Source organism: Streptomyces sp. NPDC088733 (assembly GCF_044751185.1).
Classification (GTDB): domain Bacteria; phylum Actinomycetota; class Actinomycetes; order Streptomycetales; family Streptomycetaceae; genus Actinacidiphila.
Map to the genome: position 1 here is coordinate 80,107 of NZ_JBIVLH010000007.1, position 13,881 is coordinate 93,987.

Annotated in this window: 15 protein-coding genes; 7 read left to right on the forward strand and 8 right to left on the reverse strand. The window is 73.6% G+C overall.

From position 1 onward, the window contains the following. Together ACIP64_RS14860 and ACIP64_RS14865 are read right to left on the reverse strand one after the other, a co-directional pair. Positions 1 to 216 (reverse strand): hypothetical protein, encoded by a 216-nt coding sequence (locus ACIP64_RS14860; protein WP_401585828.1) that lies wholly within the window; start codon positions 214 to 216, stop codon positions 1 to 3. Positions 217 to 323: 107 nt separating this feature from the next. After that, entirely contained in the window at positions 324 to 1,064 is a 741-nt protein-coding gene (locus ACIP64_RS14865) for a VOC family protein (RefSeq protein WP_401585831.1), read from the reverse strand. 155 nt (positions 1,065 to 1,219) lie between these two features. Between ACIP64_RS14865 and ACIP64_RS14870 the strand changes: the two genes are divergently transcribed. The 3 genes from ACIP64_RS14870 (at position 1,220) to ACIP64_RS14880 (ending at position 5,406) form a co-directional block, all read left to right on the forward strand. After that, positions 1,220 to 4,249 (forward strand): glycosyl hydrolase, encoded by a 3,030-nt coding sequence (locus ACIP64_RS14870; RefSeq protein WP_401585833.1) that lies wholly within the window; start codon positions 1,220 to 1,222, stop codon positions 4,247 to 4,249. 61 nt (positions 4,250 to 4,310) lie between these two features. Continuing rightward, a complete protein-coding gene (locus tag ACIP64_RS14875) occupies positions 4,311 to 4,961 on the forward strand; it encodes a LysE family translocator (protein WP_401586503.1) in 651 nt (216 codons plus the stop codon). Between the two features lie 70 nt (positions 4,962 to 5,031). Next, the gene (locus tag ACIP64_RS14880; protein ID WP_401585835.1) at positions 5,032 to 5,406 is read left to right on the forward strand and encodes a VOC family protein; all 375 of its coding nucleotides are present in this window, start codon (positions 5,032 to 5,034) and stop codon (positions 5,404 to 5,406) included. Between the two features lie 19 nt (positions 5,407 to 5,425). On the opposite strand, the gene ACIP64_RS14885 is transcribed toward ACIP64_RS14880, so the two are convergent. Next, positions 5,426 to 6,508: an aldo/keto reductase gene (locus ACIP64_RS14885; RefSeq protein ID WP_401585838.1), complete on the reverse strand. Its 1,083-nt coding sequence runs from the start codon at positions 6,506 to 6,508 to the stop codon at positions 5,426 to 5,428. Positions 6,509 to 6,735: 227 nt separating this feature from the next. Between ACIP64_RS14885 and ACIP64_RS14890 the strand changes: the two genes are divergently transcribed. Then, complete coding sequence (locus tag ACIP64_RS14890) at positions 6,736 to 7,233, forward strand: DUF2975 domain-containing protein (RefSeq protein WP_401585841.1); 498 nt, start codon at positions 6,736 to 6,738, stop codon at positions 7,231 to 7,233. 76 nt (positions 7,234 to 7,309) lie between these two features. Here ACIP64_RS14890 and ACIP64_RS14895 read toward each other — a convergent pair whose 3' ends face one another. Together ACIP64_RS14895 and ACIP64_RS14900 are read right to left on the reverse strand one after the other, a co-directional pair. Further along, complete coding sequence (locus ACIP64_RS14895; RefSeq protein ID WP_401585844.1) at positions 7,310 to 8,242, reverse strand: aminoglycoside phosphotransferase family protein; 933 nt, start codon at positions 8,240 to 8,242, stop codon at positions 7,310 to 7,312. Between the two features lie 146 nt (positions 8,243 to 8,388). After that, positions 8,389 to 10,206 carry an FAD-binding dehydrogenase gene (locus ACIP64_RS14900; RefSeq protein ID WP_401585846.1) on the reverse strand — a complete coding sequence of 606 codons (1,818 nt, stop codon included), beginning with the start codon at positions 10,204 to 10,206 and terminating at the stop codon, positions 8,389 to 8,391. 197 nt (positions 10,207 to 10,403) lie between these two features. Here ACIP64_RS14900 and ACIP64_RS14905 point away from each other — a divergent pair, with 197 nt between their 5' ends. Continuing rightward, positions 10,404 to 11,582, forward strand: a complete 1,179-nt coding sequence (locus tag ACIP64_RS14905) for a PucR family transcriptional regulator (protein WP_401585849.1) — start codon at positions 10,404 to 10,406, stop codon at positions 11,580 to 11,582. On the opposite strand, the gene ACIP64_RS14910 is transcribed toward ACIP64_RS14905, so the two are convergent. The 3 genes from ACIP64_RS14910 to ACIP64_RS14920 all read right to left on the reverse strand — a co-directional run bounded on the left by ACIP64_RS14910 (position 11,557) and on the right by ACIP64_RS14920 (position 12,653). After that, positions 11,557 to 11,793, reverse strand: coding sequence for a DUF1427 family protein (locus ACIP64_RS14910; RefSeq protein ID WP_401585851.1), 237 nt, complete (start codon positions 11,791 to 11,793; stop codon positions 11,557 to 11,559). The genes ACIP64_RS14905 and ACIP64_RS14910 overlap by 26 nt on opposite strands. Continuing rightward, the gene (locus ACIP64_RS14915; protein ID WP_401585854.1) at positions 11,790 to 11,957 is read right to left on the reverse strand and encodes a DUF1427 family protein; all 168 of its coding nucleotides are present in this window, start codon (positions 11,955 to 11,957) and stop codon (positions 11,790 to 11,792) included. The genes ACIP64_RS14910 and ACIP64_RS14915 overlap by 4 nt, the downstream gene beginning before the upstream one ends. Before the next feature lie 138 nt (positions 11,958 to 12,095). Further along, on the reverse strand, positions 12,096 to 12,653 hold the full coding sequence (locus tag ACIP64_RS14920) for an NADPH-dependent FMN reductase (RefSeq protein ID WP_401585856.1): 558 nt from the start codon (positions 12,651 to 12,653) through the stop codon (positions 12,096 to 12,098). 110 nt (positions 12,654 to 12,763) lie between these two features. On the opposite strand from ACIP64_RS14920, the gene ACIP64_RS14925 reads away from it, so the two are divergent. Both ACIP64_RS14925 and ACIP64_RS14930 read left to right on the forward strand, forming a co-directional pair. Then, the gene (locus ACIP64_RS14925) at positions 12,764 to 13,405 is read left to right on the forward strand and encodes a TetR/AcrR family transcriptional regulator (protein WP_401585858.1); all 642 of its coding nucleotides are present in this window, start codon (positions 12,764 to 12,766) and stop codon (positions 13,403 to 13,405) included. Between the two features lie 4 nt (positions 13,406 to 13,409). Then, on the forward strand, positions 13,410 to 13,790 hold the full coding sequence (locus tag ACIP64_RS14930; RefSeq protein ID WP_401585861.1) for a hypothetical protein: 381 nt from the start codon (positions 13,410 to 13,412) through the stop codon (positions 13,788 to 13,790). The last annotated feature ends 91 nt before the right edge of the window (positions 13,791 to 13,881 follow it).

The following is a 13,881-nucleotide window of genomic DNA, read 5'->3' on the forward strand; positions in this document are numbered from 1 at the left end:
TCACGCGCAGTAGCGGATGAGCCAGTCCGTGTCCGGGTTCCGGCCGAAACCGGGATCGTTCGGGGCGGCGACGGGCCGGCTCTCGACGGTCTTCTCCAGCGGGACACGCTCGGGCAGCCTGCCGAAACGGGCCTCACGCAGAGCGGCGTCCACAGCGGCCTCGGCGTCGTCGTCGCGCGAGGGCCGCGGGACCTGGGAGTGGGGGTGTGCGCTCATCGTTCCCTCCCTGATCACGAAGTCCGGAGCCCTGCGGCCCGGAACCTCAGGGTACTGCCGCGCCGCTGCGTCCGGACAGGGCGGCCGAGCGCGTCAGGGGCTCCGGATCAGGACGGGGCGAGGACGCAGAACTCATGGCCCTCGGGGTCGGTCAGGCAGGTCCACGGGACGTCCCCCTGGCCGATGTCGAGGTCGCGGGCGCCGAGGGCCCGCAGCCGCTGCGCCTCCGCCGCCTTGTCGTCACCGGGGTACGGCAGCAGGTCGAGGTGGACGCGGTCCGGCACGGTCTTCGGTTCGGGCGTGCGGTAGAAGTCGAGGTACGGACCGCCGGCCGTGGCGGAGCGCAGCACCGCGTGGTCGTCGTTCACCTCGCGCAGGGTCCAGTCCACCGCCTCGCCCCAGAACCGGGCCATGGCCCGGGGATCCGCGCAGTCGACGACCAGGGCGGCGATCGGGCCGGTGTCCCGGTAGACCTCCCGGGGCTCCAGCACGCAGAACTCGTTGCCCTCCGGGTCGGCGAGTACCGCCCACGGGACGTCCCCCTGGCCCACGTCGACGCGTGTCGCGCCGAGCGTCAGAAGGCGGGCGACCAGCTCCTCCTGATGGGCGGCGGACGTGGTGGCGAGATCCAGGTGCAGCCGGTTCTTCGCCGGCGATTTGGGCTCGGGGACGGGGACGACGTCGATGCCGACGGCGACGGGGTCCGGCCAGGCGAAGCCCTCGGCGGGTCCGACGTAGGTGGTCGCGCCGGGCCGGAAGACGTTCCAGCCGAGCGCCTCCGCCCAGAACCGGCCGACCGCCAAGTGATCACGAGCCTTGATGTTCACCTGCACGGGTCGCAGTGCCATGGCCGGATCCTATGCGGCCGCCCGCCTGCCCGCCCCCGCACCGCTGCCCGGCGGTGCCGGCGCGCGGGGATCTTGCCGGGCACCGGAACGGGGGGATAGCCTCCGCGTGGTTCACGATTAAAACGTTTCAACACCCTCACGGGAGCCGCGCACCGATGCATGACGACACGAACCGTCCCGAAGGCGCCGGGGTCTCCCGGCGCACCCTGCTCATAGCGACCGCCGTCGCGGGCACGGCGGCCGCCCTCGCCCCCGCCGCCCCGGCGAACGCCGCACCGGCCGCCGGGGGCGAGGCCCCGGGCCGCGGCCACGGGACCGCCGCGGCCGGGTCGTTCGCGCGGCCCGGCGCGGCCGTCCGGCCGAAGTTCCGGTGGTGGTGGCCGGACGGGCTGGTGGACCCGGACGAGATCAGACGCGAGGTCGACCAGATCGCGGACGCCGGTTTCGGCGGGGCGGAGATCGCCGCCGTCCACCACAGCGTCAAGGACACCTCCGTCCTCGACACCGAGCACCACGGGTGGGGAAGCCCGGCGTGGACCGCGGGCGTGCGCGCGGCGCTGGACCAGGCCCGGCGCCGCGGCATCACCATCGACCTGACGATCGGCCCCAGTTGGCCCGCGGCCGTCCCCGGCATCACACCGGACAGCGAGGCCGCCGTCCAGGAACTCGCCCTCGGCGCCGTCACGGTGGCGGCCGGCGCCGCGTACGACGGCCCTGTCCCGCCGCCGGCCGCGGCACCCGCCTCCGGCGTCACGCGGCAGGAACTCGTGGCGCTGCTGGCCACCCGTGTCGATCCCGCCAACGCCACGCGCAAGGAGACCGGCCTGGACCGCGCGAGCGCCCAGGACCTGACGGCCTCCGCCGGCGGCGGCACCGTGAGCTGGACGGCGCCCGAAGGCGGCGACTGGGTGCTCACGGCCTTCTGGCGGCGCGGCACCGGCCAAACCCCGGAGGGCGGTCCGCACACCGCGCCGACCGCCTACGTCGTCGACCACTTCAGCGCGGCCGGCACGTCCGCCGTCACCGGTTTCTGGGAACGGAACGTGCTCACAAAGGAGTTCCGCGGACTGCTGCGGGCCGCCGGCGGGATGCTGTTCGAGGACTCCCTGGAGATCGAGACCAAGGCGCTGCCGTGGACCCCGGGACTGCCCGCGGCGTTCGAGAGGCGCACCGGCTACGCCCTGCTGCCCGTGCTGCCCGTCGTCGCGATGTCGGGCGGCAACCAGGTGTACGCGTACGACACCGTCGCCACCCGGCAGATCCGGCACGATTTCTGGGACACCGTCAGCGAGCTGTACACCACGCACCATCTGACCGCGCTGCGCGACTGGGCGCACCCGCTCGGCCTCGGGCTGCGCGCCCAGCCGTACGGACTGCAGACCGACGCCATCGCCTCGGCCGCGCTGCTGGACATCCCCGAGGGCGAGTCGCTGGGCTTCAAGAACCTGGACGACTTCCGCTGCCTGGCCGGCGGCCGCGACATGGCCGGGCACACGGTCCTGTCGTGCGAGGCGGGCGCCTACACCGGCTCCGCCTACAGCACGACCTGGGAGAAGTTCCTGCGCACGATGGGCGGCGCCTACGCCGCGGGCGTCAACCAGACCGTGGTGCACGGCTTCTCGTACGCCACGCTCCCCGGGGTGAAGTGGCCGGGCTACGCGGCCTTCACGCCGTACAACGGCACGGTCGGGTACGGCGAGTCGTGGGGGCCGCGCCATCCGACGTGGCGGCACGTCGGGGACGTCTCCGGCTATCTGTCGCGCGTGCACCACGTGACGCAGCGGGGCACCGCACGGGCGGACGTCGCGGTGTTCCGGCAGACCGGTTACACCGCCACCGGTATCGGGGCGTCCTGGTTCACCTCGACGGGGATTCCGCTGGGCTGGACGCACCAGTTCCTCAGCGGGCCGCTGCTCGACCTGCCCTCGGCCCGGGTGCGGGACGGGCGGCTGGCACCCGACGGGCCCGCGTACCGGGCGCTGTTCGTGGAGGCCGACTTCTTCTCGGGCTCCGCCGTCACCCTCACCCCCCGCGACGCGGAGCACCTGCTGCGGCTGACCCGGGCGGGGCTGCCGGTGGTCCTGCTCGGGGACTGGTCCGCGGTGACCACGCCGGGTGTCGCGGACGCCGCGGAACTGGCCGGGCTGCGCTCTGTGGTGGCCGAGTTGCTGGCGCAGCCGCGGGTCCGCCAGATCACTGACAAGACGGCCGTGGGCCAGGCGCTCGCGGACCTCGGCGTCGAGCCGGACGTCCGCTACGCGGCCTCCTCGACGCTGCTGACGATGCACCGGTACGAGGACGGCACCGACTGGTTCTACCTGTGCAACGGCAAGCACGCGGAGACCGTCAAGCCGCCGGTCGCCGCGATCGACCACGAGATCACGGTGCGCGCCACCCGCCCCGGCACCGTGCCGTACCTGCTGGATCCGTGGACAGGCGAGGCCCGGCCGCTCGCACTGTACGGCCGCGACGGCGAGCGGTTCACCTTCCGGGTGGCACTCCAGCCCGCCGAGTCCATGGTCGTCGCGTTCGCCCCGCCCGGGCGGCTCGGCGCCCGGCCCGGACGCGTCCACGCGACCGCCACGGACGCCGGCGACGCACGTTTCGACGGCGGGCGGCTGGTGCTGCGCGCCCGTACGGCCGGCACCTACGCCACGACGCTCTCCGGCGGGGACACCGTGCGGACCGTCGTCGCCGAGGTGCCCGCGGAACGCGAGCTCACCGCGTGGACACTGGACGCGGAGGACTGGCGGCCGGGCGCCGACCCGGACCGCACCGTCGTCGTCCGCCACCGGGTCGAGCTGGAAGCGCTGGCCCCGTGGAACGCGATCCCCGAACTCGCCGACGCCTCCGGCATCGGGCGCTACCGCGCCACCGTCGACCTCGACGGGCCCTGGAGCGGCGGGTACGGCGCCCTCCTCGACCTCGGGGAGGTCACCGACACCTTCCGCGTCACCGTCAACGGCCGCCCCGCACCGGTCACCAGCCTGATCGACCCGGTCGTCGACCTCGGCCCGCTGCTGCGCCGGGGCCGCAACACCGTCGAGGTCGAGGTCGCCACGACGCTCCTCAACCGGCTGCGCGTCAGCGATCCGTCGGTGTACGGGGGCGCCGCCTCGCAGCGCACCGGCCTCGTGGGCCCGGTCCGGCTGATCCCGTACGGGGAGGCGGCGGTACGGAAGTGACGGACGACCGCTGACCCCAGGGGTCACGATGCTGCTTCAATGGCCCGCGGAGGTGAGGACATTGGTGTCCACCGACCGGCTGCTCGCGTTCGCGGCCATGTCCCTGATCGTCATCGTGATCCCGGGTCCCAGCGTGCTCTTCGTGATCGGCAGGGCGCTCGCGCACGGCCGGCGCACCGCGATGGCCTCGGTCCTGGGGAACTTCCTGGGGTCGTACCTGCTCGTGGTGGCCGTCGCGCTCGGCCTCGGCTCGCTGTTCGAGCGTTCCCTGCCGCTCTTCCTGGCCGTCAAACTGGCGGGCGCCGCCTACCTGGTGCATCTCGGCGTGCGTGCCTTCCGGCACCGCGGGGAGATGACGGTCGGCGCGGCGGAGCCCGCGGCCGGGGCCCCGGCGGCGCGCGGGGACCTGCGGACGGTGGCCGACGGCTTCACCGTCGGCGCCACCAACCCCAAGGGCATCGTCTTCTTCGCGGCCGTGCTCCCGCAGTTCGTCGATCCCGCGGCCGGCCATCTCCCTGCCCAGATGCTGCTCCTCGGCGTCATCCCCATCGGGATCGGCCTGGTCACCGACACCTGCTGGGGCCTCACCGCCTCCGCCGCCCGCGCCTGGCTCGGCCGCTCCGAGCGCCGCCTGTCGCTGCTGGGCGGCGCGGGCGGCATCGCCATGATCGGCCTCGGGGTCACGGTCGCGGCCACCGGCCGGTCGGACTGACGCGGCCGGCCGGGCCCGGGCCGGCGGTCCCCCGTTGCGGAAGCCCGGCACGGGCGGCGAGACTCGGCGCATGACCTCCGCGATCCGCCATGTGACGATCGACTGCGCCGATGCCCACCGGCTGGCGAGCTTCTGGTCCCTGGTCCTGGACCGTCCGCTGCACGAGGAGGACGAACCGGGGGACCCGATGGCGCTGGTGCGGACCGACGGGGCCGGGCTGCTCTTCATCACGGTGCCGGAGCCGAAGACCGTCAAGAACCGGGTGCACCTGGACGTGCAGCCGCAGGACCGCACCCGGGACGAGGAGGTCGAGCGGCTGCTCGCCCTCGGCGCCGCGCTGGTCGACGACCGCAGGAACCCGGACGGCACGGGCTGGGTGGTCCTCGCCGACCCCGAGGGCAACGAGTTCTGCGTCGAGCGCAGCGCGGCGGAGCGCGAGGACTGACGGGGCGTCAGCTCTTGCGTCAGTAGCGGACGTCGCTCTGGAGCAGGGGCGGATACACCGTGGAGGACTCGCCGTCCACGGTGGTGCCGCCGAACTGCAGCATCGCCCGCAGCGCGCCGTTCAGCGGTGCCGGGTAGCCGAGGACGGGGGCCGACACCTCGTCCAGCCGCCGCAGGTGGCCGGGGGTGAGGGCGACCTCCAGACCGGCGAGGTTGCTCTCCAGGTGCTCCAGGCGGCGGGCGCCGACGATGGGCACGACCGTGCCCTCGCGGGCGCGCAGCCAGGCGAGCGAGACGGCCGCGGCGGTGGTCCCGAGCTCGTCGGCGATCCCGGTGACCGCGTCGATGACCGTGAAGTCCTCCTCGGTGGGCTCGCCGACGAAGGAGGTACGGGCCGAGTCGGCGGTGCGCGTGCCGCGCCGGTACTTGCCCGACAGGAAGCCGTTCTTCAGCGGGCTCCAGGGCACCAGCGCCATGCCCTGGTCGCGTGCGAGCGGCGCGAGTTCGCCCTCGACGGTGCGGGCCAGCAGCGAGTACTCGACCTGGAGCGCGATCAGCGGGGTCCAGCCCTTGAGCAGGGCGGTCGTCTGGGCCTGGGCGGTCACCCAGGCGGGGGTGTTGGAGAAGCCGATGTAGCGGATCTTGCCGGCCCGGACGAGGTCGTCGAGGGTGCGCATCGTCTCCTCGATCGGCGTGTTCCGGTCCCAATTGTGCAGCCAGTACAGGTCGATCCAGTCGGTCCGCAGCCGGCGCAGGGTCTCGTCGAGCTGGGCGATGACCGATCGGCGGCCCGCACCGCCGCCGTTGGGGTCGCCGGGGTGGAGGTTGGTGAAGAACTTCGAGGCCAGCACGGTGCGTTCGCGCCGTCCGGGCCGCGCGGCGAAGAAGTCGCCGAGAATGCTCTCCGCGTGGCCGTTGGTGTAGAAGTTCGCGGTGTCGATGAAGTTCCCGCCCAGGTCGAGATAGGTCGCGAGGATCTTCTCGGACTCCTCGACGCTGCACCCGGCGCCGCCGGGATCCTCCCCGAAGGTCATCGCGCCGAGGGCGAACGGGCTGACCCGCAGCCCGGAGCGGCCGAGGGTGACGTACTGGTCGAGCGGCATGGACATGCTCCCGTGGAGGTCGGAACGGTCTGCGTAGCGGTCCCGACCATCGAAGCGCGCGGCGCGTCCCGGCCGGTAGGCCGATCGACGCGGACTCTTGCCCGATCCTGCCGAGTTCGCGCGGATCGGACCGGACAGCGGCATCCGCGACCCGCCGTGCACGTCCACCTTGCCAGAGCTATCGAATCTCGATAGCTTTCCATCGTTGTTCGATGGATGGAGGGGTGATGGGAAAGCTGACGGTGGTCGCGCTGCGCGCGGTGCTCCTGGTGCTGCTCGCGGGTTCGGTGTTCGTGCAGACCGTGATGGTGCCGCTGGTGGCGATCGACATGAGGCAGCTCGACGCGGACCTCGCGTACCTGCGCGTCCCGTTCCTCGTGATCACGGTGCTGGGCGCCGTGACGGCCCAGGTCGTCCTGGTCTGCGTGTGGCGACTGGTGACGATGGTGGGCCACGGGACGGTGTTCTCCCCCGCCGCCTTCCGGTACGTGCACGTCGTCATCGGGGCGATGGTGGCCGCCGGCCTCCTGGTCGTCGCGCTCGGGGCGCTCCTGGCGCCGGGCGAGGCCGTCCCCCCGGGCCTGGTCCTCCTGATCGGCGGATGTGCCGTGGCCGTCATGGGTGTCGCGCTCGTCGTGCTCGTCCTGCGGATGCTGCTCGGTCAGGCCGTCGCGCGCGACGTCGAGGCGGCGTGGCTGCGGGGCGAGCTGGCAGAGGTGATCTGACGCGGATCGCGGTGGCCGTCGACGTCATGCCTGGCGCTGCTCCGGAACGGCCGCGCCGACAGGGTCGCCGCCCGCCTCAGGCGTGCCGGTCGTGGTCGTCCAGCACCTCCCGGATCACCCGCTGTTCGGCGGCGGCGCGCACCGGATCACCGTCGATGACACCGGTGAGCACCAGCAGCGCCTTCCACAGTGCCCACCCTCGCGCCCGGGCCCAGGTCGCGTCGTCCATGGCGACGTCACGGCGGAACGCCTCGCGGCCGGCGCCGGAGAAGTACGTCCAGGTGATGACGAGGTCGCAGGCCGGGTCCCCGACGCCCGAGGTGCCGAAGTCGATGACGGCCGCGAGGTCGCCCTCGTCCACCAAAAGGTTTCCGGCGGCGATGTCGCCGTGGAACCAGACGGGTTCGCCCCGCCATCGCGCGGCGAGGGCGGCGTCCCAGACGGCGGTGGCACGGGCGGTGTCCACGCGGCCGTCGAGGAGGGCGAGGCAGCGGCGGGTCTGGTCGTCGTAGTGGGCGGGTGACGCGCCCCGGTACCAGCTGTGCTCGCCGGCGACGGGCCCGCCGGACGCGTCGCAGCGCTGGAGGGCCCGCAGGAACACGGCCAGGGAGGCGGCGAACCGCGCCGGGTCGTCGACGCGTCCGCGCTCGGCGGTCTCCCCCGGCAGCCAGCGGCGTACGGACCACGGGAAGGGATAGCCCTCGCCGGGAACGCCCGTCGCCAGGACCCGCGGAACGGGGACCGGCAGGCCGGGTGCGAGCCGGTGCAGCCACTGGTCTTCCTTGGCCACGGCGGGAACGTATCCGGGGGCGGTCGGCAGCCGCACCGTCATGGCGTCGCCGAGGCGGTAGGTGCGGTTGTCCCAGCCGTCCTTCTCGACGGGCGTCACGGGCAGGTCGCGCCACTGGGGGAACTGCGCGCTCACGAGCCGCCGTACGAGGTCGGCGTCGATCCCGGCGCGGCCGTCGGGCGGAGAGGTGGTCGGCACCCGGGGATGGTGGCCCCCCATGCGGCCCGGCCGCAACGGGATTTCGGCGAACGACCGCGAGGGAGGAGATGCGGACCGGCCGGCGGACCGGGCCAGGGAGGCCCGGCCCGCCGGCGGTCGTACGGGGACCGGCCCGGTGCCGCCGGGCCGGCCGGACGCCGAGCCGGTCAGGTCGCCGTGGCGGCCGCCGCCGCTCGGCCCGCCTGGCGGCCGGAGAAGAGGCAGCCGCCGAGGAACGTGCCCTCCAGGGAGCGGTAGCCGTGGACCCCTCCGCCGCCGAAGCCGGAGACCTCACCGGCGGCGTAGAGACCGGGGACGGGGGTGCCTCCGGCGTCCAGCACCCGGCCGGACAGATCGGTCTGGAGGCCGCCGAGGGTCTTGCGGGTCAGGATGTTGAGGCGCACGGCGATCAGCGGGCCCGCGCCCGGGTCGAGGATGCGGTGCACCTGGGCGGTGCGGCTGAGGAAGTCCCCCGTGTAGGCCAGGGCGTTGCGGATCCCCATGACCTGCGCGTCCTTGCTGTAGGGGTGGTCGGTCTCCCGGTCCCGGGCCCGGATCTGCCGTTCCAGGTCGGCGAGGTCGATCAGCCCTTCCCCGGTCAGCCGGTTCATGCCCGCGACGAGGTCGGGCAGGTTGGTCGCCACAACGAAGTCGGCGCCGTTCTTCTTGAACCGCTCGATGGGCTCCGGGGTCTGCCACAGCCGGGAGAGGGTGAGCGGGATGTCCTTGTTGGTGAGGTCGGGGTTCTGCTCGGAGCCGGAGAGCGCGAACTCCTTGGCGAGGATCTTCTGCGTCGTGACGAACCACGAGTAGTCGTGGCCGCTGCCGGTGATCGCCTGGAGGGTGCTCAGTGTGTCGTAACCCGGCAGATTCGGCGCGGAGAAGCGCATGCCGGTGGCGTCGAACCACATCGACGAGGGGCCGGGCAGGATGCGGATGCCGTGCTTGGCCCAGATCGGGGCGTAGTTCTGGAGCCCCTCGGTGTAGTGCCACATGCGGTCGGGGTTGACGATGCGTCCGCCCGCCGCCTCCGTGATGGCGAGCATGCGGCCGTCGACGTGCTTCGGGACCCCGGAGATCATGTTCCTCGGCGGGGCGCCGAGGCGGGCCGGCCAGTTCTGCCGGACGAGGTCGTGGTTGGCGCCGATACCGCCGGAGGTGACGACGACCACCGGGGCGCGGAACTCGAACTCGCCGACGACCGTGCGCGAACTGCGCGTGCCCCGGGGCGCGTTGCTCGGCTCCAGCACCGCCCCGCGCACACCCGTGACCACCCCGCCGGTCCGTACGACCTCGTCGACGCGGTGCCGGAACCTGAACGCCGCCTTGCCGCGCGCCACGGCGGCGCGGACCTTCTTCTCGAAGGGCTCGACAACGGCCGGCCCGGTCCCCCACGTGACATGGAAGCGCGGCACCGAATTGCCGTGGCCGTCCGCGAGGCCGCCGCCGCGCTCGGCCCAGCCGACGATCGGGAACCACCGCACGCCCAGCCCGTAGAGCCAGGACCGCTTCTCCCCCGCGGCGAAGTCCACGTACGCCTGGGCCCACTTGTAGGCCCAGTGGTCGTGCCCCGCGGGGTCGTCGACGCCCCGGTCGAAGCCGGCCGCGCCCTGCCAGTCCTGCCAGGCCAGATCGTGGGAGTCCCTGACCCCCATGAGGCGCTGCTCGGCGGAGTCGACCAGGAAGAGGCCGCCGAACGACCAGAAGGCCTGCCCGCCGAGGTTGGTCTCCGGCTCCTGGTCGAGCAGCAGCACCTTGCGCCCGGCTTCCGCGAGTTCGGCCGTCGCGACCAGACCGGCCAGGCCGTGGCCGATGACGATCGCGTCGGCGTCCTGCGCCGCCGTCGCGCCGAAGGCGGGTGCGGCCTGCGAGAAGGCGGCCGCGCCGGCGAGGACTCCGCCGGCCACCGTCAGCAGGTGGCGGCGGCTGGGCAGGGGTGACTGCGGCGATCTGTCCGTGCTCGCTGTGCTTTCCGTACTGTCCATGCTGTTCACGGGTGCCTTCCGGACGCGGTGGGGGGCGGAACGCACGAAGGCTCTGTTGTCCCGGTGACCTTGCTGTTACCTTCGGTAGCTCACAGGTAACCAGGAGGTCGCGCCGGTGCGGTAGTCGCCCGGCGTCAACGCGTCCGCACCGGCGTTGTGTCCCGCGCACAGCGCACGGACGAAGAGGGGCGAGGCTCTTGACCGTCACCGATCAGCGCGAGCCCGTCGCCGGGATCCTGCGCGCCATGGCCGCCGACGCGGACGTACGGGGCGAACTCGTGCACGCCGCACGGACGCACTCCCCCGACGTGGCGCGACTCGGCGAGGACGACACCCGCCGGCACGTCACCGCCATGGTCCGCGCCGCCGGAGGCTGGCTCGGCACCCTCGACCGGGTGGACGACCAGGACTTCGCCGCCGCGCTGGGACTCGGCACGGACCGGGCGGTGCAGGGCGTCCCCATGACCTCCGTACTGCGCGGCGTGCAGGCCGGCCTCACCCGCGCGGTGGAGATCACCGTCGACCGCAGCCGCTCGGCCGGGGTGCCCGACGGGATGCTGCTGACGGCCGTCCTGCGGCTGAAGGAGTACGGCGACGCGGTCGAGCGCCATGTCGTCAACGGCTACCGCGCGGCGGAGCGCGGCATGCCGGCGACGGCGGAGGGGGCGGCCGGGGCACGGCTGCTGCGCCGGCTGCTCGTGCACGGTGTGCCGCCGGCCCCGGGGGACCTGGCCGGGGCATGCCTGCGGCCGGACGGCGCGTACCACTGCCTCGTCGCGGAGACCCGTGACCCCGGTGCCGTACGACTGCCGGCGCGCGGGATCGCCGCCGTGGTGGAGGGGCGGCTCGTCGGTCTGCTGCCGTGCCGTCCGGCGGATGCGGCCGGGGGCGCGGGACCGGCGGCCGTGGTCTCCCCCGCCGTCCCGCCGGCCGGGGCGGCCGCGGCGTACCGGCTCTGCCTGCGGGCACTGCGCGTCGCCGTACGCGGCGGACGGCGCGGTCTGCTCGACCTGACCGACCTCGCGGGGGAGACGGCTCTGGCGGAGCAGCCGCTGCTGGGCGCCTACCTGAGCGGGCGGCTGCTCGGCGGCCTCGACCCGGCGGACGACTTCCACCGGCAACTCGTCCTGACCGCACGGGCGTTCCTCGACCACGGCCGGCGGCTGGACCAGACCGCGGCGGCCCTGTTCACGCACCCCAACACCGTCCGCTACCGGCTCGCGCGGCTGCGGCAGATCACGGGCGGCTCCCCCGCGGATCCCGCCCCGGAGGGCGCCGCCGGCCCGATGGCCGCGCTGCACTGGTGGTGGGCGCTGTCGACCTGGCTGGGGCCCGGTCCCGAGTCGTCGTTCAGTTCGTCGGCGGAGTCGTCGTAGTCGTCGTGGTCGCCGTGCTGGTAGGGGGCGGGCCGCCCCGCCGCCGGTCCAGCAGCGTCCGCACGGCGTACTCGCCGACCAGGATGCCCAGCAGGCCGGCGAGGGAGATCCACGGCGGGGCGGGCGACCGCACGCCCATCAGCCAGTAGAGCGCGCCCGCGAGGAATCCGGCGGAGAAGGACACGGCGCAGCGCTTGAGCAGGGCCCTCATGCGAACGATTCCAGCACTCCGTAGCCGATGAGCATGCCGGCCAGGCCCACGAGGCAGACGAACGGCGGTGCGGGCGTCCGGACCCGCAGGAGTCCGTACATGACACCCACGGCCAGGCCCGCGCCGACAGAGAGGGCGTACTCCACGCGGGACCTCGCTCCCATGCGCACGGCGTGGACGTTTTGTCCCTTTGTAGCAGCACGTGCGGCGGCTTCCGCGTCCCGACGCGACGTGCGGGGGAAGCGCGACGGCGGCGCGACGGAGTGCGTCGCGCCGCCGTGGACGCCCGGGGGACGGGGGTGTCAGGCCGCGGTGGCGGCCGTGGAGCCGAGGCGCTCCAGCACCTCGGTCAGGCCCGCGACCACCTCGGCGTCCTCGATGGGGTGCGTGTCGGCGAAGCGGACGACCGAGCCGGGGATGGAGAGCTTGACGTCCTCCAGCACCGCGGCACCGGCGATGCGCGCCGCCTTGCGGGCCTCGTCCTGCGCCCACAGGCCGCCGTACTGGCCGTAGGAGGTGCCGACGACGGCGAGCGTCTTGCCGGTCACCGCACCCTGGCCGTGCGGACGGGACAGCCAGTCGATCGCGTTCTTCAGCACTGCCGGGATGGTGCCGTTGTACTCCGGCGAGAAGAGAAGGAGGGCGTCGACCTCGCGGACGGCGGCGCGCAGGCGGGCCGCGGACTCCGGCAGCGTGCCCTCGACGTCGAGGTCCTCGTTGTAGAAGGGGATCTCGGCAAGGCCCTCGTAGAGCTCGATCTCGACGCCCGCGGGGGCGTGCTTGAGGGCGACCTCGGCGAGCTGGCGGTTGTGGGAGCCGGCGCGGAGGCTGCCGACGAGCGCGAGGATGCGGACGGACATGTGAGGAACTCCCGGTGAGCGGTGGGGTAAGCGGACCGTGGTCCGGTTCTCCTTTGTAGCACCTTAAGCGGACCGCGGTCCACTTTCATTCCCGCCGCTACGCTATGGCCATGACCGACCCACCCCCGGCCATCCGTTCCGCCTTCGACGCCGCCTCGGAGATCACGCTGACCCCGGCGGGCGACCAGCCGCCCCTGCGGGCCGACGCCGCGCGCAACCGGCAGCGCCTGCTCGAGGTGGCCGCCGAGCTCTCGACCGAGCACGGGGCCGCCAACGTGACCATGGAGGCGGTGGCCACCGCCGCGGGGGTCGGCAAAGGGACGGTCTTCCGGAGGTTCGGCGACCGCGCCGGGCTGATGGTGGCGCTCCTGGACCACCACGAGCAGCAGATCCAAGGGGCCTTCCTCATGGGCCCCCCGCCGCTGGGCCCGGGTGCCCCGGCGCTGGACCGCCTCCGCGCCTTCGGGCCGGCGGTGATCCGCCACGAGCACGCGTTCCGCGACCTCTACGTGGCGGTGGCGGCGCACCCGCGCCGCCGTTTCAACCCGTCGTACCACGTCAAACACACCCACATCACCCTGCTCCTGCGGGAGTCGGGGGCGGCGGGCGACATCGAACTCGTCGCGCACACGCTGCTGGGCTACCTCAACACCACGCTCGACGACTACCTGATCAGCAGCCGGGGGATGTCGGTGGAGCGCCTGACCGCGGGCTGGCACGACCTCGTCACGCGCCTGGCCGACGGGGAGTAGCCCGGTGGCCCGGCAGGCGGGACGGATGCGGGCCGCCGCGCGGGCCATGGCACGGATCCTGGCCAACCTCGCCCTCGGGGTGCCGGCCGCCGTGCCGCTCTCGTGCGCCTGGTGGCTGCTGACCGCGTACCTGCCGATGGACTGCCGCAGCATCGCCGACGCCACCGCGCCCGGCTTCTCCGGCACCTGCGACTACCACGTGCACGACCACGCCGGTCCCGTGATGTTCCTGCTCGTGCTCTCCGGGCTCCTCGCGGCGGCCCTGGTCCTCCTGGTCGACGTGGCGCTCCCCCGCCCCAAGGGGCGCCCCGTCCGCCCGTGGGCCGTCGCCGGGCTGCTGGTCCCCGTGCCGTTCCTGGCACTTCTGCTCGCCCTGCACGCGTGACGGGATCCGGACAGCCGTCATAAAGTCGCCGCTGGTCAACCTCGGGTTTCCCTACGATTGAATCGTTCAAGTCAATAGCATGCGGCGGACA